21 protein-coding genes are annotated in these 24,028 nt (G+C 72.6%); 10 read left to right on the top strand and 11 right to left on the bottom strand.

What is annotated here, in order from left to right:
- Positions 1-67: 67 nt before the first annotated feature.
- Entirely contained in the window at positions 68-1,858 is a 1,791-nt protein-coding gene (locus ACLJQM_RS42200) for a proprotein convertase P-domain-containing protein (protein ID WP_410635937.1), read from the top strand.
- Positions 1,859-1,903: 45 nt separating this feature from the next.
- Here ACLJQM_RS42200 and ACLJQM_RS42195 read toward each other — a convergent pair whose 3' ends face one another.
- Both ACLJQM_RS42195 and ACLJQM_RS42190 read right to left on the bottom strand, forming a co-directional pair.
- Positions 1,904-3,298, bottom strand: a complete 1,395-nt coding sequence (locus tag ACLJQM_RS42195) for a mycothione reductase (protein WP_360780839.1) — start codon at positions 3,296-3,298, stop codon at positions 1,904-1,906.
- Positions 3,299-3,394: 96 nt separating this feature from the next.
- Entirely contained in the window at positions 3,395-4,255 is an 861-nt protein-coding gene (locus ACLJQM_RS42190) for a M15 family metallopeptidase (RefSeq protein WP_410635936.1), read from the bottom strand.
- Between the two features lie 166 nt (positions 4,256-4,421).
- Between ACLJQM_RS42190 and ACLJQM_RS42185 the strand changes: the two genes are divergently transcribed.
- Positions 4,422-5,240, top strand: coding sequence for a S1 family serine peptidase (locus ACLJQM_RS42185; RefSeq protein WP_410635934.1), 819 nt, complete (start codon positions 4,422-4,424; stop codon positions 5,238-5,240).
- A gap of 18 nt (positions 5,241-5,258) precedes the next feature.
- A complete protein-coding gene (locus ACLJQM_RS42180; RefSeq protein ID WP_360780848.1) occupies positions 5,259-5,693 on the top strand; it encodes a GNAT family N-acetyltransferase in 435 nt (144 codons plus the stop codon).
- Positions 5,694-5,772: 79 nt separating this feature from the next.
- On the opposite strand, the gene ACLJQM_RS42175 is transcribed toward ACLJQM_RS42180, so the two are convergent.
- The 3 genes from ACLJQM_RS42175 to ACLJQM_RS42165 form a co-directional block, all read right to left on the bottom strand.
- Positions 5,773-6,948, bottom strand: a complete 1,176-nt coding sequence (locus ACLJQM_RS42175) for an 8-amino-7-oxononanoate synthase (RefSeq protein WP_360780851.1) — start codon at positions 6,946-6,948, stop codon at positions 5,773-5,775.
- 96 nt (positions 6,949-7,044) lie between these two features.
- Entirely contained in the window at positions 7,045-8,646 is a 1,602-nt protein-coding gene (locus ACLJQM_RS42170) for a DEAD/DEAH box helicase (protein ID WP_247012777.1), read from the bottom strand.
- 325 nt (positions 8,647-8,971) lie between these two features.
- Entirely contained in the window at positions 8,972-9,934 is a 963-nt protein-coding gene (locus tag ACLJQM_RS42165; protein ID WP_410635932.1) for an RIO1 family regulatory kinase/ATPase, read from the bottom strand.
- A gap of 271 nt (positions 9,935-10,205) precedes the next feature.
- On the opposite strand from ACLJQM_RS42165, the gene ACLJQM_RS42160 reads away from it, so the two are divergent.
- A complete protein-coding gene (locus ACLJQM_RS42160) occupies positions 10,206-11,738 on the top strand; it encodes a phytoene desaturase family protein (RefSeq protein ID WP_410635931.1) in 1,533 nt (510 codons plus the stop codon).
- 6 nt (positions 11,739-11,744) lie between these two features.
- On the opposite strand, the gene ACLJQM_RS42155 is transcribed toward ACLJQM_RS42160, so the two are convergent.
- Entirely contained in the window at positions 11,745-12,632 is an 888-nt protein-coding gene (locus ACLJQM_RS42155; protein ID WP_410635929.1) for an MBL fold metallo-hydrolase, read from the bottom strand.
- Between the two features lie 82 nt (positions 12,633-12,714).
- On the opposite strand from ACLJQM_RS42155, the gene ACLJQM_RS42150 reads away from it, so the two are divergent.
- Complete coding sequence (locus ACLJQM_RS42150; protein WP_410635927.1) at positions 12,715-13,566, top strand: LysR family transcriptional regulator; 852 nt, start codon at positions 12,715-12,717, stop codon at positions 13,564-13,566.
- A gap of 19 nt (positions 13,567-13,585) precedes the next feature.
- Here ACLJQM_RS42150 and ACLJQM_RS42145 read toward each other — a convergent pair whose 3' ends face one another.
- Positions 13,586-14,140 (bottom strand): suppressor of fused domain protein, encoded by a 555-nt coding sequence (locus tag ACLJQM_RS42145; protein ID WP_247012767.1) that lies wholly within the window; start codon positions 14,138-14,140, stop codon positions 13,586-13,588.
- Positions 14,141-14,224: 84 nt separating this feature from the next.
- On the opposite strand from ACLJQM_RS42145, the gene ACLJQM_RS42140 reads away from it, so the two are divergent.
- Both ACLJQM_RS42140 and ACLJQM_RS42135 read left to right on the top strand, forming a co-directional pair.
- The gene (locus ACLJQM_RS42140) at positions 14,225-15,295 is read left to right on the top strand and encodes an NAD(P)/FAD-dependent oxidoreductase (protein ID WP_410635925.1); all 1,071 of its coding nucleotides are present in this window, start codon (positions 14,225-14,227) and stop codon (positions 15,293-15,295) included.
- A 50-nt stretch (positions 15,296-15,345) separates the two neighbouring features.
- Positions 15,346-15,810: a GNAT family N-acetyltransferase gene (locus ACLJQM_RS42135; protein WP_410635924.1), complete on the top strand. Its 465-nt coding sequence runs from the start codon at positions 15,346-15,348 to the stop codon at positions 15,808-15,810.
- Here ACLJQM_RS42135 and yaaA read toward each other — a convergent pair.
- Positions 15,797-16,543 (bottom strand): peroxide stress protein YaaA, encoded by a 747-nt coding sequence (gene yaaA / locus ACLJQM_RS42130; protein ID WP_410635922.1) that lies wholly within the window; start codon positions 16,541-16,543, stop codon positions 15,797-15,799. The two genes, ACLJQM_RS42135 and yaaA, sit on opposite strands and share 14 nt — an antisense overlap.
- 55 nt (positions 16,544-16,598) lie before the next feature.
- On the opposite strand from yaaA, the gene ACLJQM_RS42125 reads away from it, so the two are divergent.
- Positions 16,599-17,552, top strand: coding sequence for a GNAT family N-acetyltransferase (locus ACLJQM_RS42125; RefSeq protein ID WP_410635920.1), 954 nt, complete (start codon positions 16,599-16,601; stop codon positions 17,550-17,552).
- 9 nt (positions 17,553-17,561) lie between these two features.
- Here the strand turns inward: ACLJQM_RS42125 and ACLJQM_RS42120 are convergent, their stop codons facing one another.
- Complete coding sequence (locus ACLJQM_RS42120) at positions 17,562-18,464, bottom strand: 2-hydroxyacid dehydrogenase (protein ID WP_410635919.1); 903 nt, start codon at positions 18,462-18,464, stop codon at positions 17,562-17,564.
- A 38-nt stretch (positions 18,465-18,502) separates the two neighbouring features.
- Positions 18,503-18,856, bottom strand: coding sequence for a VOC family protein (locus tag ACLJQM_RS42115; RefSeq protein WP_410635917.1), 354 nt, complete (start codon positions 18,854-18,856; stop codon positions 18,503-18,505).
- 122 nt (positions 18,857-18,978) lie between these two features.
- Here ACLJQM_RS42115 and ACLJQM_RS42110 point away from each other — a divergent pair, with 122 nt between their 5' ends.
- The gene (locus tag ACLJQM_RS42110) at positions 18,979-20,727 is read left to right on the top strand and encodes a proline--tRNA ligase (protein ID WP_247012754.1); all 1,749 of its coding nucleotides are present in this window, start codon (positions 18,979-18,981) and stop codon (positions 20,725-20,727) included.
- Complete coding sequence (locus ACLJQM_RS42105) at positions 20,727-21,635, top strand: hypothetical protein (protein ID WP_410635916.1); 909 nt, start codon at positions 20,727-20,729, stop codon at positions 21,633-21,635. Before ACLJQM_RS42110 ends, ACLJQM_RS42105 begins: the two co-directional genes overlap by 1 nt.
- A gap of 206 nt (positions 21,636-21,841) precedes the next feature.
- Here ACLJQM_RS42105 and ACLJQM_RS42100 read toward each other — a convergent pair whose 3' ends face one another.
- A complete protein-coding gene (locus ACLJQM_RS42100; RefSeq protein ID WP_410635914.1) occupies positions 21,842-23,965 on the bottom strand; it encodes a bifunctional lysylphosphatidylglycerol flippase/synthetase MprF in 2,124 nt (707 codons plus the stop codon).
- Between the last annotated feature and the right edge of the window lie 63 nt (positions 23,966-24,028).

Raw genomic sequence — 24,028 nt, 5'->3', positions numbered from 1 at the left:
CTGCAAAACCGGCTTTCCGGCGGCTTACCGTCTGCGCACCCCACTCGCCGATCCGAGGAGAAAATCGATGCGCAGATTCGTTTCCGTCGCCGGCGTGGCCGCGCTGGCCGCGCTCGGGCTGGGTGTCTCGCCCGCCGAAGCGGCTCCGGGGCACCCGGACGCCGAGGTGACGGGCGTCGCCGCGGCGTTCGGGCTCACCGCGGACGAGGCCCGGGCCCAGCTCACCGCCCAGGACGACGCCCACCGGCTGGCCGCCGCCCTGCCCGCTTCGGTGCGCGCGCGGTCGGCCGGGCAGTGGTTCGACGCCGCCGCCGGGAAGCTGACCGTCGCCGTCACGACGGCCGAAGCCGCCTCGCAGGTACGTGCCGCGGGGGCGGAGGCTCGCGTAGTCGCGCGGAGCCAGGCCGACCTGGACCGCACCGGCGCGGCCGTCCGCGCGCTGGTCGGCACAGGCGTGCCGGGCGTCTACGGCTGGGGCGTCGACGTCCGCGGCAACGAGGTCGGCGTGGACGTCGACCGGACGAAGAAGACCGCGGCGACCGAGAGTTTCCTTTCGCGCGTACGGGAAATCGGGGTCCGGATCACCGAAACGGGCTCGTCGCCGCGGCAGCAGTCCGGGACGATCCAGACCGGGAACCCGTGGTGGCCGGGCAGCGAGAGCAACTGCTCGGTCGGCTTCCCGGTGACGGATCCGGGCGGTGCCAAGCACTTCCTGACCGCGGGCCACTGCACGAACGACCGCGACCAAGCCGCGTACGGCGCGTCGGGGCAGCAGAACCGGATCGGCACGTCGAACGTCGGCGGCACCCACAGCGTCAACGCGCGTGAAGGCGACATGGGCGTCGTCGCGGTGACCGAGGCCGGGTGGAACCTGTCGGCGTCGGTCAACACCTGGGGCCAGCCCGCGATCACGCTGACCGGCGCGGCCGAGGCGATGGTCGGCGACCGCGTCTGCCACTCCGGCAACACTTCGCACTGGCAGTGCGGCGAGGTGAAGTACACGCACAAGTCCGCCGACTACGGCGGCGGCCTGGTCATCGACGACCTCACCTGGACGACGGCGTGCTCCCTCGGCGGCGACTCCGGCGGCGGCTGGCTGCTCGGCGACAAGGCCACCGGCCTGCACGACGGCGGCCCGTCGCAGTGCGTGGACAACCCCTCCGACGGAGACCTGTCCCTGTTCCAGCCGGTGGCCGAGGCGTTGACCAAGTGGCAGCTCAGGCTGGTGACCAGCGGTGGTACCACGCCGCCGGGCGCACCCGCCGCCCCGCGGGTCACCGGCACGACGGCCACCAGCGTCTCGCTGGCCTGGGACGCGTCCACCGGCGACGTCACCGCGTACGACGTCTACAACGGCTCCGCGCTCGCCACGAGCGTCACCGGGACTTCGGCGACCGTCACCGGGCTCTCGCCGGACACCGCGTACACGTTCACGGTCAAGGCCCGCGATGCCGCCGGCAACGTGTCGCCGGCCAGCGCCCCGGTTGCGGCGAGGACCCAGGCGGGTGGCAGCGGCCGGACGTTGACCAACGACACCGACTACGCGATCCGCGACTACCAGCAGGTGCTCAGCCCGATCACGTCCACCCTGACCGGCCAGGCGGCGACCCCGCTGTCGGTCGCGGTGACCATCCGCCACACGTGCGCCGAAGACCTCGGCGTCACGCTGCTGGACCCGAAGGGCAAGGCGTACGCGCTCAAGTACAGCGGCGGCGGCACGTGCACGGCCTGGACCGGCTTGCGGACGTTCACCGTTCCCGCGGCCGCCACGCCGGCGTCGGGCAAGTGGCAGCTGCGCGTCACCGACTACGGGCCCGGCGACACCGGCACCCTCGACACCTGGTCCCTCACGCTGTAGGACTCCCGCGGGCCGGGCGCTGAACCCCGCCCGGCCCGCGGTGACTCAGTCCAGCGGCAGGTTGAGCAGGGCGTTCTCGATCAGCTCCGGCATCGCCGGGTGGATCCAGTACTGCCCGCGCGCCATGCTCCGCGCGTCGAGCCCGAAGCTCATCGCCTGGATCAGCGGCTGGATCACCGACGACGCCTGCGGCCCGATGATGTGCGCGCCGAGCAACCGGCCGGTCGCCGGGTCGGCCAGCAGCTTCGCGAAGCCCGTGGTGTCTTCCATCGCCCAGCCGTAGGCGATCCCGGCGTAGTCCTGCTTCGAAGTCACGTAGGAGACGCCCTTTTCGCGCGCCTTCCGCTCGGTGAGCCCGACGGACGCGACCTGCGGGTGGGTGAACACCGCGTGCGGCACGAACCGGTGGTCGGCGGTGATCCGCTCGTCCGGGTGCGCCAGGTTGTGCTGCACCACACGGGCTTCGTGGTTGGCGACGTGCTTCAGCTCGTGCGGCGAAGAAAGGTCGCCGAGCGCGTAGATGCCCTCGACCACGGTCTCCTGGTAGTCGTCGACCACGACGTGCCCACTGTCCATTGTGGTCACGCCGGTGGCGGCGACGTCGAGCAGGTCCGAGTTCGGCCGGCGGCCGGTCGCGACCAGCAGCACGTCGGCCTCGACGGTTTCGGCGCCCTGCGGTCCTTCGAGGTCCAGCGCGACGCCGTGGCCGGTCTTGCGCGCCCGCACGGTCTTGCGGTCGAGGCGGACGTCGAAGCGTTCCGAAGCCAGCTCGGTGAACCGCGCACTGACGTCGTCGTCCTCGGAGCGCAGCAACCGCCCGGACCGGTTGACCAGCGTGACGTGGACGCCGAACGACGCGAAGACGTGCGCGAACTCGGCCGCGATGTACCCGCCGCCGAGGACGACGATGCGCTCGGGCAGTTCGTCGAGCCGCATCACGGTGTCGGAGGTGTGGTACTCGACGGTGTCGAGGCCGGGGATCTCCGGGATCACCGGGCGCCCGCCCGCGGCGAGCACGAACTTGTCGGCGGTCAGCACCTCGTCGGGGCGCCCGTCGGCGAAGCTGACGCGCAGCTCCTTGTGCCCGGTGAAGCGGGCGGTGCCGTCGTAGACGTCGACGTTCGCGTTGTCCTCGTGGCTGCGGCGGTACTCCGCGCCGCCCGCGGCGATCGGGTCGATCCGGCCGAAGATCCGGTCGCGGACGTCCCGCCAGCGCACGCCCTTCAGCTCTTCGTCGACGCCGTACTTCGCGCTGTGCGAAGGCGTGTACGCGACGTCGGCGGCGTACACGAACATCTTCGTCGGGATGCAGCCGACGTTGAGGCAGGTGCCCCCGAACGTGCCCTTCTCGACGATCGCCGTCTGCTTGCCGGCGAAATCCGGGCCGAGGATCGAATTCCCCGATCCCGTCCCGACGATCACCAGGTCGTAGTGGGGCACTGCATCCTCCGCGGGGTCGGCTCCGGTCGATTCACCCTAGCCAACCGGCTGCGGGGAGCGGGTGTTCCCCGATGTGCTTAACGTCGTATTACGTGGTCAGTGGCCGTTGCCGGTGAAGTGCATCCGGTCCTTGGGGCTGGTCCACGCGCCGCCCCAGCTCCAGCCGATCGCGGCGAACGCCCGCACGGTCGCGTCGCCGGCCAGGACCATGCCGGGCCGCCGGTTCGAGCGGTCGACGTAGGCCGAGGCCAGCTCGGGCAGCACGAGATCACCCTGGGTGTAGGGGTTGCAGAACGGGTTGACGTCGACGGCGAGGCCGTACGCGTGCGCCGACCACGACGTCTGCCCGCGGGCCGGGCGGCAGACGAACGCGCTGGTCGAGTTGCCGTCGCCGGTCGGCGGCAGCGTCAGTTCTTCCGGGCTGGTCACGCGCATCTCTTCGAGGGGGAAGCGCGCCGCGAAGAGCTTTCCGAAGACCTGGGTGATCCCGGCGGCGCCCTTCGCGTTGACCAGCATTTCGCCGGTGTGCGCGCGGCCGTCGAAACCCCAGAACGACATCGTCAGGTAGCGCAGGTCGGTCGCTTCGACCGGGCACCCGGCCTGCCAGGTGCTGCGCGCGAGGACGTCGGCCGGCACCGCGCTGACCGTCGAGGCGTACTGGTCGCCGGCGGGCGGCGGGAGGAGGTCTTTTGTCGGAAGTGCCCGGTTCACCAGTTCGGGTGGCGTCGGTTCGACCTCGCCGAACCCGTCCGGGCGCCGGGGGAGTGGCCGGGCACCCACCTGCCAGGTGACGGCGGGCGCGCTCGGCGCCGTCACCGGCGCTCGGGTTGTCGGCGCCGGGGTTGTCCTGGTGCTCGGCGTCGAGGGCACGGGTTGCGGCGTCGACGGCACTTCGGAGGCGCACGAGGTCAGCGTCAGGGCCAGTACCGCCCCGAACACCGCTGCCGTCCGCCGCATCCGGCCAGCTTGACAGAGGCGGCCGGAAAGCGCGGAGTCCACCCGTTCCAGTGACACCGCTTTGGGCCCACTCGGATTAGGGTATTCAGCGCACGGCGTTCACGCACCGGAGTCGCCCGGGTGCCGAGCGCTTGTTCTTTGCCGTGTCTGATGAGGGGAACGTCCCATGTCCGTGAAGTCCCGTCGATCCCTGCTGCTCGCGAGCGGCGCGCTCCTCGCCGTGGCCGCGGTGGCCGTCCCGGTCGTGGTCGGCACGGCGTCGGCGGATCCCGGATCCGGCAACCAGGCGCGCATCGTCGGCGGCGAAAAGGCGTCGCTCGGCGAACACCCGTACGCGGTGTACCTGACCGACAGCGGCGGAAACCAGTTCTGCGGCGCGGTGATCGTCAGCTCCACGGCGGTCGCGACGGCGGCCCACTGCGCGAAGGCGGTCGCGAAGCAAGACGTCCGCGTGGTGGCGGGCCGCGAGGACAAGCGCACGGAGGACGGTCAGGTCCTCAGCGTCTCGAAGGTCTGGATCAGCAAGGGCTACAGCGACCCGACCCAGGGCGACGACGTCGCGGTGCTGTCCGTCCGCGGCCAGCTCGACTACCGGCCCGCGCAGCTGCCGGGCAAGGGCGACGCGAGCCTGTACGCGGCAGGCACGAAGGCGACGGTCCTCGGCTGGGGCCGCGTCGCCGACGGCGGCGCCCGGTCGGACTACCTGCGCAGCGTCGACGTCCCGCTGGTCTCCGACACCGACTGCAGCTCCGACTACAACGTCTACAACCAGAGGACGATGGTCTGCGCGGGCTACCCCGACGGCGGCAAGGACGCCTGCCAAGGCGACTCCGGCGGCCCCCTGGTCGTGGGCGACACCCTGATCGGCATCGTCTCCTTCGGCGACGGCTGCGGCAAGGCGGGCAAACCGGGCGTCTACACCCGCGTCTCGGCGTACACCGACGACATCGAAGCCCAGGCGAAGCCGCGCACGCTCTTCCCGTAGAGCGTGGTAAGCAGGGGTATGCCGACCCTGCACGACGCGACCGGTCCCGGACTGACGGCCGCCCAGCTCCACGACATCCTCCGCCTGCGCGTGGACGTCTTCGTGGTGGAGCAGAAAGCCGCGTACCCCGAACTCGACGGCCGTGATCTCGCGCTCGACACCCGCCACCTGTGGTTCGAGACCCCGTCCGGCGTCGCGTCCTACCTCCGGGTGCTGCAAGACCCCGACAACGTCCGCCGCATCGGCCGGGTGGCGACGGCGGCGAACGCCCGCGGCCAGGGCCTGGCCGCCCGGCTGATGGACGAGGCACTGAAGATCCCGGGCGAGTACGTCCTCGACGCCCAGACGTACGTCCAGGGTTTCTACGCCCGCTACGGCTTCATCGCGGAAGGCGCGGAGTACACCGACGAGGACGGCATCCCCCACATCCGCATGCGCCGCTTAGCGCGCTGACTCGTTGCCACGCTGACTACGGCGGCCCGGTCCGACTGCGGACCTGAAGTTCACCCGCTGCTCGAGCACCCTCGCGGCGTCAGGCGATCGCGCCCGGCGGGGCGGTCGCGGTGATCACCTTCACTGCGCGGTCCACGTCGGCCTCCGTGAGGTCGGCCCGCGCGGTCAGCCGTAGCCGCGAGATGCCGTCCGGCACCGACGGCGGCCGGAAGCACCCGACGCGGATGCCGTGCTCCGCGCAGGCCGCCGCCCACGCGACCGCCGTCTCGGCCGAAGGAGCCTGGACCGAGATGACGGCGGCGTCCGGCAGGCTCGCCTTCAACCCGGCCGCCTTCAACGACATCGCGAGGTTGCCGGCGTTCTCGACGACCTTCTCCGCCATGCCGGGCTCTTCCTTCAGCGCGTGCAACGCGGCCAGCGCGGCAGCCGCACTCGCCGGCGCCAGCGCGGTGTCGAAGATGAAACTGCGAGCCGTGTCCACGAGGTGCTTGATCACGCGCCGCGGCCCCAGCACCGCCCCGCCCTGTGCACCCAGCGACTTCGACAGCGTCAACGTCGTGACGACATCGGGCGCACCCGCGAGCCCCGCCGCGTGGACCGCGCCGCGGCCGCCTTCGCCGAGGACACCGAAGCCGTGCGCGTCGTCGACCAGCAGCGCCGCACCGTGCTCGCGGCAGATGCCGGCCAGCTCGCCGAGCGGCGCGAGGTCGCCGTCCACCGAGAACACCGAGTCGGTCACCACCAGCGCGCGCGGCTTGCGCCGGGTCGAGAGCGCGTGCTTGATCGCCGACGGCGTCGAGTGCGCGACCGCGGCGACGTCGGCGCGCGACAGCCGGCAGCCCTCGATCAGCGACGCGTGGATGTACTTGTCGGTGACGATCGCGGACTCGGCGCCCGACAGCGCCGTCACCGCCCCGAGGTTCGCGGCGAAGCCGGAGGAGAACACGAGCGCCGACTGCACGCCGCAGAACCGGGCGAGTTCCAGCTCGAGCTCGGTGTGCAGCTCGGTCGACCCGGTGACCAGCCGGGACCCGGTCGCCCCGGCACCCCAGCGGAGGGCGGCGGCCGCGGCAGCCCCGGCGACGCGCTTGTCGCGGGCCAGCCCGAGGTAGTCATTGCCGGCCAGGTCCAGCTCGTCGACCCGCGCGGGACGCGGCCGCAGCTGCCGCACGAGCCCCGCGTTCGCCCGCTTCTCCGCCTCGACGTCGAGCCAGTCGAAAACCTCATCGGGCGGGGGCGTCGGCGGCGTAGTCACGTCCCGCAGTCTCCCATCCGCGATCCGCGTGCTCGTGTGGCGGGCCCTGGAAACGCCGGAAGCCCCGGACCGAGGTCCGGGGCTTCCTGGAGTGGATCAGCTGTCGTAGCCGCGACGCGGGCCACGGCTCGGGCGGCCGTAGCCACCGCCGTTGCCCGTCCGCGGCTGACGGGCACGGCCGCCGAAGCCGCCGGGGCGGCCTTCGCGGTGGCCGGAACCCTCACGCGCACCCTGGTACCCGCCACGGTCGCCACCGCGGTCACCACGGTCGCCGCCGTAGCTGCCCCGGTCGCCGCCGCGGTCGCGGTCGCCGCGGTAGCCGCCGCGACCCGAACCGCCGAAGCCGCGGTCGCCGCGGAAGCCACCGCCGCCACGACGCGGGCTCTCGCGCCGCCGCTCGATGACCGGCTCGCCGCTGGGCTCGCGGGCACCGGTGATGCGGGACAGCGCGTCGTCACCCGGACGGACCATCGTGGACTCGGCGCGCACGCCGGCCCGGTCGGTCATCCGCTTGACCATCCGGCGCTGGTCGTTGGTGACCACCGTGACGACGACACCGGACGCCCCGGCGCGCGCCGTGCGGCCCGCGCGGTGGAGGTAGTCCTTGTGGTCGGCCGCCGGGTCGACGTGCAGCACCAGCGAGATGTCGTCGACGTGGATGCCGCGCGCGGCGACGTCCGTGGCGACCAGCACCGGGGTGTGGCCTTCCTTGAAGTCGGCGAGGACTCGGTTGCGCTGCCCCTGCGTCTTCCCGCCGTGCAGCGCCGCCGCGTTCACGCCCTGCTCACGCAGGCGCTCGGCGAGGCGGTCGACGTGGTGCTTGGTGCGGACGAACATGATCGTGCGGCCCTCGCGGGCGCCGATCTGCGTGATGACGTCCTGCTTGTCCTGGTGCGAGACCTGGAGCACGTGGTGGTCCATGGTCGTCACGCTCGCGGTCGACGGTGCGACCGAGTGGGTGACCGGGTCGGTCAGGTACTGCTTGACCAGGCGGTTGACGTCACCGTCGAGCGTCGCGGAGAACAGCAGCCGCTGCCCGCCCGCCGGGGTGAGGTCCATGATCTCGCGGACCTGCGGCATGAAGCCCATGTCCGCCATCTGGTCGGCCTCGTCGAGGGCGATGAAGTTGCAGTCGCCCAGGTTCGCGGTGCCCTGCCGGACGTGGTCCGACAGCCGCCCCGGGGTGGCGATCAGCAGGTCGACGCCACGGGAGAGCGCGTCCGCCTGCCGGGCGAAAGCCATGCCGCCGACGGCGGTGCGGCACCACAGGCCGAGCGCCCGGGCCAGCGGGGTCAGCGAGTCGGCGACCTGCATGGCCAGCTCGCGGGTCGGGACGAGGATCAGGGCGCGGGGGCGCTTCGGGCGGGCCTTGCCGCCGTCGAGCCGGGCCAGCATGGCCAGGCCGAAGGCGAGGGTCTTGCCGGAGCCGGTCTGGGCGCGGCCCAGCACGTCGCGGCCGGCCAGCGCGTCCGGGATGGTCGCGGACTGGATCGGGAACGGGCTGTTGATGCCCGCGTCAGCGAGCGCGCGGAGCAGCGGCTCCGGCAGGCCCAGCTGGGCGAAGGTCTTGGTGGCCACGGTCTCGACCGCGTCGTCGCGCAGCATGTCCCCACCGGCCGGGCGGGTGCGCGGCTTGTGGTCGGGACGGTCCGCGCGCGCGGACGTCGAGGTGTGGCCGGAATTGAACGTGACTGTCACAAATGCCTCTCGGACGCGGTTCGTCACAAGGGAGGCCCGGGCTGCCCGCGCGCAGGCAGGGCAAGATGGTGTGCGGTGGGCGTTCACAGGGACGGACCCGGCACACCGTGTCTTCGCTTGCCGACACTGCGCGCCGCATGGGATTTACGGATCACCGCGAGCCATTCGGTGGCTCTGGAGGCGACGGACACCAACTCATCCACGCCGCCGGTTGCGGTCTGTACATACTGTACCCGAGTCGGAGCTGGGACTTCGCATGGAGGTCACTGGTTGTGGGCGGCGTCGCAGACGTGTTCCGCGCCACAGCCGCGACGCCGCCCCGCGTTCACCCGAGCCCGGCGGCGGACAGGAGCTCCGCCAGCAGCTCGTCGGTGTTCGTCACGTGCTCGCCGAGCCCGCGGCCGTGGAACCAGCCCGCCAGGTTGCGCACGTCCCTGGCCAGGAACTCGGCGCCGCCGGGGTTGGCCACGACGTCGACGATCTGCGGCAGGTCGATCACCATCAACCGGCCCCGGTGCACGAGCACGTTGTACGCCGAGAGGTCGCCGTGCGCGAGCCCCTCGGCGGCGAGCAGTTCGAGCGCCGCGGTGGCCTGGAACCAGAGGTCCTTCAGCTCCCCGGGCCCCGGGCGCGCCTGGGCGAGCCGCGGCGCCGCGGTTCCGTCCTCTTCCCCGAGGAATTCGAGGAGGAGTTCGGTCCCGTTGCGCTGCACCGGGTAGGGCACCGGTGCCCCGAGCGTCCACAAGCGACTCAGCGCGGCGAACTCCGCGACGGCCCACTGTTCGGCGATGAGGTTGCGGCCGAACGCCGTGCGGTGCTCGATCGCGCGCATCTCGCGGGAGCGGCGCATCCGCCGTCCTTCGAGGTAGCCCGCGTCGCGGTGGAACAGCTTGTGCTCGTCGCTTCGGTAGCGCTTCGCGGCGAGCAGCGTCCCGGGTGTGCCGGGCAACCCGCGCCGCAGCAGGTGGACGTCGGCCTCCTTGCCGGTCTTCAGGACGCCGAGGTCGGTGTCGACCGCGGCGAGCTCGGTGACCACCCAGTCCGGCCGGGGTCGCGGGCCGTGTTCGGCGTCGTCCCAGGTCGACCAGCGATCGGCGCCGTCGGGCAGCTGGTTTTCGGTGTAGGCGTCGTCACGGAGCTTGGCGAGCCGGACGCGCTCGCCTGCGGTGAGCCGCCCGCTGCGCGTGGGCTCCGGGTCGTCGAACCGCCCGCGGCGCGAACGCGCTCCGCGACGGCGGGAAGGTTGGTCGTCGAAGTGGTCGAAGTCTTCGAAGTCGTGCTGGCGCACTGGTGGGGTTCTCCTCGATCAGGGATGCCCCACCGGGCGCGTGGTCAGCTCCAGGGGGCGGGTGGGCAAGGGCGCGAAAGGGCCCGGACATCCATCACGACAGGCACCTCCCCGCTCTTGCACACCGGCTCCCTGCCGGATGCGTTCAGCTTGCCGGACCGTTCCCCGGCCGCGCAACCGAATAGCGCGAACGGTCCGTTCGTGACGTTTCCTTGAATTCCGCCCGCGGCCGTGGCCACGATGAACCGGCAGGCAGAACAAGGGAGGGCAGATGGACGCGTACGACGTGGTGATCGTCGGCGGTGGGCACAACGGCCTGGTCGCGGCCGCGTACCTGGCGCGGGCGGGCCGGTCGGTGCTCGTGCTCGAACGGCGGGGGGAGACCGGTGGCGCCGCCGTCTCGTTCCGCGCGTTCGAGGGCGTGGACGTCCGGCTGTCGCGCTACTCGTACCTCGTCAGCCTGCTGCCGAAGAAGATCGTGGCCGACCTCGGCCTCGACGTGGAGCTGCGACGGCGCCGGATGTCGTCGTACACCCCGTCGGGCGGCTCCGGTCTCCTTGTCGACACGGGCGACGACGGCCGGACGGCTGCGTCGTTCCGGGCGCTCACCGGGTCCACCTCGGACTTCGCGGCCTGGCAACGGTTCTACGAGCTGACCGGGCGCGTCGCCGGGCGCGCGTTCGGCACGCTCACCGAACCACTGTTGTCCGAAGTGGACTTCCGCGAACGCATCGGCGACGCCGATGCGTGGTCCTCGCTGTTCGAACGGCCGATCGGCGAAACGCTCACGTCGTGGTTCGGCCACGACACGGTGCGCGGCGTGGTGCTCACCGACGCGCTGATCGGCACGTTCGCCCCGGCGGGCGACGAGGACCTGCGGCAGAACCGGTGCCTGCTCTACCACGTGATCGGCAACGGCACCGGCGACTGGGACGTCCCGGTCGGCGGCATGGGCGCGGTCACCGGTTCGCTCGCGGCGGCCGCGGCCGCCGCGGGTGCGCGCCTGGTGACCGGTGCGGAGGTGCTCTCGGTGGACCCCGGCGGCGAGGTGCGGTACCGGCGTGACGACGCCGAGCACGTCGCCGTCGGAGGGCACATCCTGGCCAACGTCGCGCCGTCCACGCTGGCGAGGCTGCTGGGCGAGGAGCCGCCGAGCCTGCCGGAAGGCGCGCAGCTGAAGGTGAACATGGTGCTCTCGCGGCTGCCGAGGCTGCGTGACCCGGACGTCGACCCGGCCGAGGCGTTCGGTGGCACCTTCCACGTCAACGAAACCTTCACGCAACTGGAGGCGGCGTACCGCGAGGCGGCAGCGGGAAGGATCCCCACGCTGCCGCCGTGCGAAATCTATTGCCACTCGTTGACGGATCCGTCCATCCTCGGCCCGGCCGAACGCGCGGCCGGCGCGCACACCCTCACCTTGTTCGGCCTGCACATGCCGGCGCGGCTCTTCGAGGGGCGCAACGAAGAGGCGCGGGAAGCGGCGTTGCGCGCGACGCTCGCTTCTCTGGACAGCGTGCTGGCCGAGCCGATCGAGGACTGCCTGCTGTCCGCGCCGGACGGGAAACCCTGTGTGGAAGCCAAAACCCCGCTGGACCTGGAAGCCGAGCTGGGCCTGCCGGCGGGGCACATCTTCCACCGGGACCTTTCCTGGCCGTTCGCGGAGGATCCGGCCCAGGCCGGCCGCTGGGGCGTGGAAACACCGCACGAACGCGTTCTGCTGTGCGGCGCGGGAGCCGTGAGAGGAGGTGGTGTGAGCGGCATCCCCGGCCACAACGCGGCGATGGCGGTTCTCGGCGTCCGGTGATCCGGGTCAGGCGTCGTGTTCGGTGCACAGACACGCGACGCCCGGCTCGATCCACTCCCGGCCCGCCCATTCCGGGTGCCGTTCGACGAGCAGCGAGCGGACCTCGGCGACGACCTCGTCCACGCCCATCGCCGAGTCCCGCCGAAGCCAGGTCTCGTCCCGCAGTTCCCGCAGGTAGTCACGGACGTCGGTGAGTACGGCACCGCCGCCGACCTCTCCGTGCCCGGGAACCACCACGCGGTGCCCGGCGGCGGCCAGCCGGTCCAGGACGGCGAGCCAGCCCACGCCCGAGACGTCGGCGTCGTGCGGCGGGAACCACGGGAAGATCGCGAACTGCCCGGTTTCGGCCAGGTCGCCGGTGAACAGGACGCCGGCGTCCGGCACCTCGACGACCTGGTCGCCCTTGGTGTGGCCGCGGCCGGTGGGGCGCAGCCGGACGGTCCGGCCGCCGAGGTCGAGGTCGTACCCGTCGTCGAAGACGAGGTCGGGCACCGGCACCCGGACACCGTCGAGGCGGCGGGCGACCACCTCGCCCAGGCCCCGGAACATCTCCAGGTAGCCCGGGCCCTTGGTGGTCAGGTCGTCGGCTTGGGCGCGGTTGACCAGGTAGGTCGCCTCGCCGGCGAACACCTGGGCGCCGAAGGCGTGCTCGGGGTGGAAGTGGGTCGTGGTCAGGTACAGGCGACGGCCCTTCGCCACCTCCGTGGCGAAGGCGAGCACCTGCTCCGCGTTGGCGGTGCCGATGCCCGTGTCGACGACGAGGACGGCTTCCGAGCCGCCCACGACGCCGATGTTGGGCACCAGGTCGACCCGGCGGTTGGGGATCACCAGCAGGTCCGGGGCGATCTCGTCGGCGCCGTCGACGTGCACGGCGGGATCGGTCAGTTCGGTCATACCCCGATTCCACCGCCGCCGGTGCACGGGCGTCCAAGACCGGTTCGGTGGTGCCGATACCGGATGACTATCGTCGCCGGTCATGGAGCTGCGCACGCTGCGGTACTTCGTGGCCGTCGCCGAAGAACTCCACTTCGGCCGGGCCGCCGCGCGGCTGCACATGAGCCAGCCGCCGCTGAGCCGGGCGATCAAGCAGCTGGAGCGCGACGTCGGTGCCGTGTTGCTGCTGCGCTCGGCCACAGGGGTCACGCTCACCCCGGCCGGTGCGGCGCTGCTCGCGGAAGCACGGTCCCTGCTCGACCAGGCCGACCGCGCCCGCGTGCGCGTGGCCGCGGCGGCGGGCGAAGCGGTGCTCACCGTCGGCCTCCTGGGCGACAGCACCGACCCGCACGCGGTCCGGCTCGCCGACGCCTACCGGCAGCGGCACCCGGACGTCGAGGTCCGCGTGCGCGACACCGACCTGACCGACCCGACCTGCGGCCTGCGCGCGGGCCTGGTCGACGTGGCGCTGACCCGCGCGCCCTTCGACGAGACCGGCCTCGCGGTGCACGAGCTGCGGACGGACCCGGTCGGCGCGGTCCTGCGCGCCGACGACCCCTTGGCCACGCGCGACCGCTTGGACCTGGCCGACCTGGCCGGCCGCCGCTGGTTCCGCTTCCCGGACGGCACCGACCCGCGGTGGCAGTCGTACTGGCACGGCGGCGAACCCCGGGCGGGCCCGGTGGTGCGCGCGGTCCAGGAATGCCTGCAGGCGGTCCTTTGGAACGGCACTGTCGGCCTGACCCCGCTTGGGCACCAGCCGGCCGGCGACCTGGTCGTGGTGCCGCTGCCCGCGATGGCGCCCAGCCGGGTGGTCATGGCGTGGCAGCAGGGCACCACCAACCCGCTGGTCCACTCGTTCGCCCACCTCGCGACGGCCGCGTACCGCACCTGAGCGTCCTTGCGGCTCCGTCCTAGATCACCGGGGGGCGGCGGACGTCGTAGAGGTCCCAGTCCAGCTGCCAGAACGCGTCGATGCCGTGCTCGCGGATGAACTTGCGTTCGGCGTCGTGCACCGGGTAGCAGCCGGCGATGCTGATCGGGGCGCCGCCGACGTCGATCAGCGTGTACTGGTGCGCGTCGAGGCCCGCGGGTGCGGAGACGGCGAACGCCGTCATGGCGGACTCCTCGGCGATCGGCTGGCCGAAGTCGATGGTGTCGCCGTAGACGAACGGGCAGGTGCCGCGCAGCTGCTCGGCGAGGTAGCCGATGGCCAGGGCCCACGTCGGGTCGTCGGACCGGACGCTGATCCACAGCTCCGGTCTCATGCCGTGCCAGTCCGGGTGCTCGGCCAGCGAAAGCCCGTAGGTCGCGCCGGTGAGGTAGCGCGGTTCCGGTTCGTCGGCGTAGACGAACGCGATGACGTCGTCGAGCCCGTCGTGGGTCGACGCGATCGGCTGCAGGCGGGGTTCGCTGGTCCCGGTCAGGGTGTCGAGATGGGCGACATACCGCTCGGCACGGCTGGGCATGGCGCGCAGCATACGACCGACCGGGCGGCCGTGCGGGACAATCCCGCTGGCTCGGGCGCGGCATGTTCGGGCAGGGTGGAAACCATGCGAGTGCTCGTGATCGGAAGCGGAATCGGCGGCGCGGCGACGGCTTGGCACCTGGCGCGCCGCGGTGTGGAAGTGGTCGTGGCGGACGCGGCGCGGCCGGGGACGGCGACCGAAGCCGGTGCCGGGATCGTCAGCCCGTGGACGTCGCGGTGGGAAGACGCGGTGTACCCGCTCGCCTCGGCCGCCGGCCGGTACTACCGCGAATTCGCCGCGGAGCTCGAGGGTTCGTCGTTCGAGGTCGTCGGCGGGATGATCGTGTCGGCCGACGAGGCCGAACTCGACGAGGCACAGGAACGGCTGGCGAAGCGGGTGGCGGACGCGCCGGAAGTCGGCGAGGTCCGCCGGCTCGACCCGGCGCAGGCCCGCGAACTCTTCCCGGCGCTGGCGCCCGGGCTGGCCGCGGTGCACCTGAGCGGTGCGGGCCGCGTCGACGGGCACGAACTGCGCCGCGCGCTGCTGCGCGACGCCGAACGCCACGGCGCGAAATTCGTCGAAGTGGAGGTCGCGTTCCGGGCCGACGGCACGGTCGCGGGTGAGGCGGGACCGCTGGCGGCGGACAGCGTCGTGGTCGCGGCCGGCGCGTGGAGCCGCGGTCTGCTGGCGCCGCTGGGCATCGATCTGCCGGTGACGCCGCACCGCGGCCAGATCAGCCACTTCGACCTGCCGGGCACGGACACGGCGGCGTGGCCGGTGGTGCTGCCGCGCACCAGCCACTACCTGCTCGCGTTCGGCGGCGGCCGGGTCGTCGCGGGCGCGACTCGCGAGGCGGAGGCCGGCTTCGACTACCGCGTCACGGCCGCCGGGCAGCGTGAGGTGCTGGACAACGCGCTGGCGGTCGCGCCCGGCCTCGCGGACGCGACGCTTTCGGAGACCCGGGTCGGCTTCCGCCCGGGCACGCCGGACGGCCTGCCGATCCTCGGCTTGCTCCGCCCCGGGCTGGCCGTTTCGACGGGGTTCGGCGCGGGCGGGCTGACGAACGCGCCGTTCGCGGGCAAGCTCGTCGCGGCGCTGGCGGTGGGGGAGGACCCGGGCTTCGACCTGACGCCGTTCAGCCCGGATCGCTTCTGAACGGCCACCGCCTCCGCCCAGCGAAGGAGGCGGACCTCGCCGCGCTGCTCATGATTCTCGACGGCGCCGTCTCGTGGCTCGGCTCGCAGGGATTGGACCAATGGGCGGGAGCGCCGTGGCGTGCCGACGAGCTGCGGCCGGGCCTCGCGACCGGTGCGCTGCGGGTGGCGGAAACCGCGGGGCCGGCGCCGGTGCCGGTGCCGGTCGCGACGATGACTCTCGGCGAAGAAGCGGCGTCCTTCTGGCGTCCGGCGGACGAGCCCGCCGCCGCGCTGTACGTCAGCCATCTCGCGGTCGACCGCGCTGCTGCCGGGCACGGGGTCGGGGCGTGGTTGCTCGACGAAGCCGCGGAGGAGGCCGCGCGGCGCGGCAAGCGGTGGCTGCGGCTCGACGCGTGGAAGAGCAATGCCCGCCTGCACGCCTACTACCGGCGGTCGGGCTTCCGGCTGGTGCGGATCGCCGACGGGGCCGGCGGTTCCGGCGCACTGTTCGAGCGGGCCGTCAGCCTTCGGTGACCAGTTCGAGCGCGTGCTCGCCCGTGCGCTCGACGACCAGGCCCGCCTTCGTGATGACCTTCGCCAGCTGGTCCACAGTGGACGGTTCGGCGCGGGTGGCGGCCAGTACGTGCGCCAGACGGCCTTTGTACGCCTTGTTGAAGTGGCTGACCGTCACGCGTTCGCCGCGGGCTTTCTCGGTGACCACGCGGACCGTCACCGCGTCCGGGCGGAGCTTGGCGAAGGCCGAGTACGTCCCGGAACGCAAGTCCACGACCAGGCCTTCGACCGCTTGCAGCACCGGCTCGAGGACCGGCTTCCAGTGGCCGCGCACGGTGCCGAGGGAAGGCAGGGAGTTGCCGCCCGACAGGCGGTACGCCGGGATCGGATCGGTCGCCGAGACCACGCCGAACAGCGAGGACGTCACCGCCAGGCGGCGGTGGGCCTTCTCCAGGCCCGCTTTCGTGAAACTCTTCACGTCGAGTGCGTCGTAGAGGACGCCGGTGTAGCGGCGCAGGGCCGGCATCGTCGGGGACGTCCAGAGCTCGGCGTTGCGCGCGACCTCCCCGGCCTGGCGCTCGGTGAGGCCCAGGGTCGCGAGGCTGGCCGGGACGTCGGCGGCGAGCTCGACCAGCGCGTCCGCGAGCTTCGCGCGCGCCGGGTTCAGCTCGGGGAACGACAGCGCGCCGAGGTCGAGGGGGCCGCCGCGGCCGCCGTCGGCTTTGGTCTCTGAAGGGGGGAGGAGGACCAGCACGGTCCGAGCGTAAATCGGGGTGCGCGGGCGCCGCCGTCCGGCCTAGCCTCCCGGCATGGACCTGACCTGGCGCCCGTTGACGCTCGCCGACGTTCCGGCGCTGACCCGCCTGTACGCGGCGGCCGAGGAAATCGACCGGACGGGTGAGCACTTCAGCGAGGAAGACCTCCGCGAGGAGCTGGAAGGTCCCAGCATCGACCTGGCCCGCGCCACGACCGGCGCCTTCGCGGGCGACCGGCTCGTCGGGTACGGCCTGATCCGCCGCCGTGACGCCGCCGACCCCGTGCACATGATCCGGCTCCAGTCGATCGTGCACCCGGACCACCGCGACGACGTCCTCGGCGCGCACCTGGCCGAGTGGTTCTCGCGGACGAGCCGCGAGGTCCACGAGCGCGCCTTCCCGGGCGCGCCGCTGGAACTGCACCACGGTCTGCACGAGAACGAGCGCTGGGTCGCCGGGGTGCTCGCCGGAGCGGGCTACCGGCATCGCCGGACGATGGTGACCATGCGCGTCGGGCTGGCGGACCTGCCGCCGCAGCCGCCGTTGCCGGACGGTTTCGAGGCGGTGCCGTTCGGGTTCGAGCACGACCGCGCCGTCCTGGACGCGCGCAACGACACGTTCGCCGACCACTGGGGCAGCACGCTCTACGAGCCGGAGGCGTGGCGGCACCTGGTCACCGGCTCGAAGGACTTCCGGCCGGACCTGTCGTTCCTCGTCCTCGACGGGGAGAAGGTGCTCGCGTTCGTGCTGAGCCACTTCTACGCGTCCGACGCCGCCGCGACGGGCATCCGCGAGCTCAACGCCAGCTGGGTCGGAACGCGCGAAGCGCTGCGCGGGCGCGGGGTCGCCTCCGGCCTGCTGGGTCACACGCTCCAGGCCGCGAAGGCGGCGGGGTTCGACCGGTCGGCGCTCAACGTCGACGTCGACAACGCCCACCGGGCGCTCGGTGTCTACGAGCGGTGCGGGTACCGCGTCGCCGAAGAGTGGTACGTGTACGTGCTGGCGTGAGCCGGAGCCTCAGTGCTCCACGAGGTTGAGGAGTTCCTCACCCTGCACGTACCGCCGCAGCTGTTCGGCCGCCAGTGTCTTCGCGCGCGGGTAGAAGGACGCCGAGCCGCCCGCGATGTGCGGGGTGATCACCACGCCCGCAACAGTCCACAGTGGATGGTCGGCGGGCAGGGGTTCCGGGTCGGTCACGTCGAGGCCCGCGCGCAGCCGGCCGGTGCGGGTCTCCGCCACCAGCGCGTCGGTGTCGATCGCCGTGCCGCGGCCGACGTTCACCACCAGGGCGTCGTCCGGGAGCGCCGCCAGCTCCGCGCGGCCGACGAGGCCGCGGGTCGCCGGCGTGTCCGGCAGGATCAGCACCACGATGTCGGCGTGCGGCAGCAGCTCCGGGAGCTCGGCGACGCCGTGGACGTCTTCGTCCGGACGCGGGTGGCTCGCCACCCTCGTCACCACCGCCTCCGCCGCCACGAGCTGGCGCTCGATCGCCTGCCCGATCGAGCCGTGGCCGATCAGGAGGACACGGCTGTCGGCCAGCGACCGCGTGTGCTCGCGCACCCATTCGCCCCGCGCCTGCTGCGCGAACCAGCGGGGCAGGTCCCGCTGGGCGGCGTGGATCAGCGCGAGGGCGTGCTCGGCGACGCTCAGGTCGTGCAGCCCGCGCCCGTTCGCCAGCCGGACGCCCGGGGGCAGCAGCGGCACCAGCGCCTCGACCCCGGCCGACAGCGACTGCACCACCCGCAGCGCGGGCAGGTCCTTGATCAGCTTCGGCGGCTCGGGCCCGCGGTCGTAGGGCAGCACGTAGAACTCGACGTCGGCGAGGCCGTCCGGCACCGCCTCGCCGCCGTCGTAGTACGCGGCCTCGACCCCTTCCGGCACCTCGATGTCGGTCCAGGGCAGCAGTACGCGAGCGCTCATGCCGCCTTTCTACCCGCTCGCCGGGCGCCGCCGCGCGCTCAGTGCTCACCTCCCGAAACGCAGAACTCGTTGCCCTCGGGATCGGCCAGCACCGTCCAGGTCAGGCCCGGTACCTGGTGCACCGCGAGCTCCTTCGCACCCAGCCCCACCAGGCGTTTCACCTCGACTTCGCGATCGTCGCCGCCGAAGTCGACGTGCATTCGGTTCTTGCCCGCCCTCGGCTCCGGGACCCGCTGCAGCGCCAGCGGGAGACCGCCCTCGGCGGGCGCGAGGATGAGGAACTCGCCCGCGTAGTCCTGCGCGACCGTCGTCTCGAGCGCCGCCGTCCAGAACTGCGCCAGACCGCGCGGGTCCGCGCAGTCGATCGTGATCATGCCCATGTGGATCGCCATGCCCCGAAGCTAGCGGCGACCTCCGACGAAAACGGCCGCCGAGTAACCCGTTGGAGTCACGGCGGGGTGAGTGACTACCCTGAGCGGGACTTTCACACCCGCCCGGCGCAGGGAGCCCCGCAGTGATCACCAGGACTTCGTCGTTGTTCCTTCGCACGTTGCGCGAGGATCCGGCGGACGCCGAGGTACCGAGCCACCGGCTCCTGGTACGCGCCGGCTACGTCCGCCGGGTCGCCCCGGGCGGGTACTCCTGGCTGCCGCTGGGCCTGCGGGTGCTGCGGCGCGTCGAGAACGTCGTGCGTGACGAGATGAACGCCATCGGCGCGCAGGAGATCCAGTTCCCCGCGCTGCTGCCGAAGGAGCCCTACGAGGCGACCGGCCGCTGGACCGAGTACGGCGACAGCCTCTTCCGCCTCAAGGACCGCAAGGGCGCCGACTACCTGCTCGGCCCGACGCACGAAGAGCTCTTCACGCTGACGGTGAAGGGCGAGTACAGCTCGTACCGCGACTACCCGGTCACGCTGTACCAGATCCAGACCAAGTACCGCGACGAAGCGCGCCCCCGTGCCGGCATCCTGCGCGGCCGCGAGTTCGTCATGAAGGACTCCTACTCCTTCGACCTCGACGACGAGGGTCTGGAGCGCTCCTACCAGGCCCACCGCGACGCCTACACGAAGCTGTTCGACCGCCTCGGACTCGAGTACGTCGTCGTGAAGGCGACGTCGGGCGCGATGGGCGGCTCGGCGTCCGAGGAGTTCCTCGCGGTCGCCGAGACGGGCGAGGACACCTACGTCCGCAGCACGGACTCCGGTTACGCGGCGAACGTCGAAGCCGTCGTGACGCCCCCGCCGCCCGCGCAGCCGATCGAGGGCCGCCCCGAGGCGCAGGTGCACCACACGCCGAACACGCCGACCATCGAGTCGCTGGTGAACTTCCTCAACGCGGCCGGGCTCGGCCGCGAGTTCACCGCCGCGGACACGCTGAAGAACGTCATGCTCAAGACGCGCCAGCCGGGCGCGAAGGAGTGGGACCTGGTCTGCGTCGCGGTCCCGGGTGACCGCGAAGTGGACATGAAGCGCCTCGAAGCGTCGCTGGAGCCCGCCGAGGTGGCGCTGCTCGAAGAGGCCGACTTCGCGAAGAACCCGTTCCTGGTCAAGGGCTACATCGGCCCGAAGGCGCTGCAGGACAACGGCGTGCGCTACCTCGCCGACCCCCGGATCGTCCCCGGCACCGCCTGGGTCACCGGCGCCGACAAGGTCGACCACCACGTCGTCGACCTGCTGGCCGGCCGCGACTTCACCCCGGACGGCACGATCGAGGCCGCCGAGGTCCGCGAGGGCGACGCGTCGCCGGACGGCCAGGGCACCCTGGTCGCCGCGCGCGGCATCGAGATCGGGCACATCTTCCAGCTGGGCCGCAAGTACGCGGACGCGTTCGAGCTGGACGCGCTGGGCCCGGACTCCAAGCCGATCCGGATCACGATGGGCTCGTACGGCGTCGGCGTCTCGCGGCTGGTCGGCGTGCTCGCCGAGCAGAACCACGACGACCTCGGCCTGATCTGGCCGCGCGAGGTGTCGCCGTTCGACGTGCACGTCGTCATCGCGGGCAAGGACGACGCGGTGCGCGCCGGCGCCGAGAAGATCGCCGCCGAGCTGGACAACGCCGGTCTGGAGATCATCCTCGACGACCGCAAGGCCACGCCCGGGGTCAAGTTCGCCGACGCCGAGCTGGTCGGCGTGCCGACCATCCTCGTGGTCGGGCGCGGCCTGGCCAACGGCGTCGTCGAGGTCAAGGACCGGCGGACGGGCGAGCGCGAGGAGATCGCGGTCGACGCCGTCGTCGAGCACCTGGTGAAGCTCGTCCGGTCCTGATGGCCCGGTTCCACCGGCGATCCGACGACCCGACGCCGGGGTACGAGGACAACGCGGCGCTCCGCGGGTTCGGCGGTTACGAACCCGCGGACACGCCGGAGTTCCAGCGCGCGCGGCCGAAGCGGATCCGCCCGGCCGCGAAGCCGCTGAAGTGGCGGCGGGCGCCGTGGTTCGGCCTGGTGTTCATCGCGCTGGTCGCCGGGGTGCTCAACGCGCTGGGCGTCGGCAAGCCGCGTGACGCGTCCTCGACGCCGTCGCCGCGTTCGCCGGTGGTGGTCACGCCCTCGCCGCGCGCAGCGGTTCCGCCGGCGGTCACGGGCTGGCAGTCGGTGGCCGGCCGCGACGGTTCCTACGCCTACGACGTTCCGCCGAGCTGGAAGCCCGAGCCCGGCACGCTGCACGGCTGGGAGCAGACCGGCGCGATCCCGGGGCTCCGCCTGATCACGAGCGCGTTCCTGGGCGAGCACTTCTGCGGCACCAGCGACCTCGGTGGCGCCGGCGTGTCCACGGAGCCGCTGACCGATCTCGACGCGGCGGCCCGGAAGGCGGTCACCGACGTCGGGGTCAGCGCGTTCAGCCCGGTCGACGGTCCGCTTGCCGCGGTGACCGCCGGCGCCGGGACCGACGCGCAGCTCACGAAGGCCGACGGGACGAAAGCGCCGTCGCGGATCGTCGTCGCGGAAGTCGTCCCCACGGAAACGGGGGAGTGCGCGGCGAAGCACGCGCTCGTGGCGGCGATGGCGTTCGGCGGGGACTCGGGGACGGCCGGGATCGTGGTGGCGTACGCGGACAGCGACCGGGGCGGCCCTTCGGTGCGTGACGACCTGGTCGGGATCGTGCGGAGCTACCGGTTCGTGCCGCCGGCCGACCGCGGCACGACGACTCCGCCGCCGACCACCTACCGCTAGCCGGAATTCGGCGAGCCGCTCGCATGGGCGGTGACGCGGACAGACGGCTCACACGGATCCGGAACTGCGCGAGCGGCAGGAGCAGGCGGCGAAGGTCACCGCGTGGACCGGGGCGGGCGAGGACGACGGCACCGTGCTGATGGCCGCCGCCGACGCCGAGGCGGTCCACCACGTCGTCGTCTCGTTCGACCGCTTCCCCCTGCGGATCAGCGTGCCCGAGAGCTGCTGACCAGCTTCGCCAGCTCCCGCAGGCGGACGTCCGGCAGGTACGCCCGGCTCAGCGCCAGCCCGATCCGGGGGAGGTCGGCTTCGTCGCGGAACGCCAGGTACAGCGGGACGTGGCGCGGCTGGAACTTCGCCTTGAACGCGTGCAGCGACCGGAAACCGTAGTACGGCTCCATCACGCGGCCCAGCGACTCCAGTGCCCGGTCCACCGGCCGCGCGGAGCCGGAGCCGCTGCGGGCCAGGGGTGCGCCGGACAGCGAGACGAACCGCGCGCCCTCTTCCCGGAACGCCAGGCAGGCCGAGGCGATGAGGAACTCCATCACCGGGCGGAAGCCGTGGGCGCTGCGGCGCATGACGTCGAGCGTCCAGCCGCCGATCTTGCCCGCGCCGGTGTGGACCGGGAGCCACGACGTCACGCCGTGGACGGTGCCCTCCGCGTCGACCGCGAGGCCGACCCGGGTGGCCGGGTCCATCGCCTCGTCGAGCCCGCCGAGCGTGAAGCCCATCTCCGGCATGCCCTTGTCGGCGATCCACTCCTCCGAGAGGGCCCGGACCTGGGCGAGGATGGGTTCCGGCTGGTCGGCCAAGCGCACCAGCCGGAAGTCGATCTGCTGCTTGGCGGCCTTGTTCAGCGCGGACCGGACGTCCTGCCACGCCTTGCCGCGGAACTCGAGGCCCTCGAGGTCCAGCACGTTGTCCTCGGCGACCTGGACGTGCTGCCAGCCCTGTTCGCGCGTCGCCGCGACGGTGGCCTCCGTCGCCGAGAACACGCACGGCACCAGGCCGGAGTTCTCGCACATCGTGGTGAACTCGGTGACCGTGGCCGCCGCGGTGCCGTCCGGTGCGATCGGGTCGCCGAGCGCGACCGCGACCCCCGCGTGCCGCCGGTAGGCGAGGTAGGACCGGCCGTCCTCACGGACGAAGTAGGTGTTGCGCGGCCAGGTCGTCATCCACGACAGCGTGCTGCCGCCGTGGTGGCCCAGGAGCGTGCGGGCCAGCGCGGGACCCGGGCCCTGCGCGTGGCGCCGCAGCCGGCGTCGCGAAGGCACGCGGAAGGCGTGGCGGGCGGCGATCAGGACGCCCAGCTCGACCGTCCACAAGAGATTGTCGACGAAGAACAGCGGCAGGCCCTCGGTGTCGTAGTCCCCGCCGAAGACGTCGGCCAGCCCGACGAGCGTGGCGACGGCGAGCCCTTGCAGCGTCACGAAAGCCGACAGCGCGACGGCCCAGCGCCACGCGACGCGCCCGCCCCGGCGCAGCCCGTTGAGCATCGGTACCACGAGCACCACCAGGACCGCCAGCTCCGGCGCCGACAGCGAAACCCCTTCGTCCGAGCCGAACGGGCCGTCGCCCGGCACCAGGAACATCACGATCTCGGCGACGGTGAGCAGCAGCAGCCCGGCGACGGCCAGCAGCCGCCATTCCCGCAGGTTCGGGCCCGTCGTTTCCTCGGCGCGGTGCCGGCCGACGAGCCGCTTGCCGAGCGGGATCGCGAGCAGCAGCGCGAAGAAGTGCACGAGGTCGGCCAGGGTGCCGACGTAGACGATCGCGACGCCGGCGTACACGCACAGCCCGGCCCGCAGCCGCAGCGCCCACGGCGGCCGCAGCGTCGCGCTGGCGACCGCGACCGCGGCGAGCGCGCCGCCGGAGAACCCGACGTCGAGGCTGCCCGCGACCCGCTCGGCCCACAGCCAGCCGGAGTTGCGGCACAGCGCGAGGAACTGGGTGGCGACGAGGACGGAGGCGAGCTGGCCGCCGATGGTCACGGCCATCGTCCGCCGCGTGCCCAGCTGCCACTCGGCGAAGCCGGCGAAGAGCGCGAAGCTGCCGACCATCGGGAGGTAGTACCAGGGGATGACGGCGAAGAACGGCCCGGTGAGCATGGTCCACCACCGGCCCGCTTCCAGCGACGGCAGGCCGTAGGCGATGAACGGGTAGGCCGCGCGGTCTTCGGCCGCGCTCCAGAGCGCGCCGGACGCGACGGCGAGCACGAGCATGGCGGCCGTGACGCTGCTGGTGAACGGCAGCCGCTCTCTGAGCACCGCGACGGTCCCCCGGACGCGTCCCCCTCCGGCGAGCTTCCCCGCCGCCCCTGTTTGAGTCATGGGAAGAGTCTGTCGAGCGGTGGCGCCCGTGGACATCGGGCATGGGGACGAGATTTCCCCTAG

The sequence above is a fragment of the Amycolatopsis sp. cmx-4-83 genome, assembly GCF_046548815.1.
Lineage (GTDB): Bacteria > Actinomycetota > Actinomycetes > Mycobacteriales > Pseudonocardiaceae > Amycolatopsis > Amycolatopsis pretoriensis_A.
The sequence above is the reverse complement of the archived record's forward strand: the minus strand, read 5'-3'. Positions and strand labels throughout refer to the sequence as shown.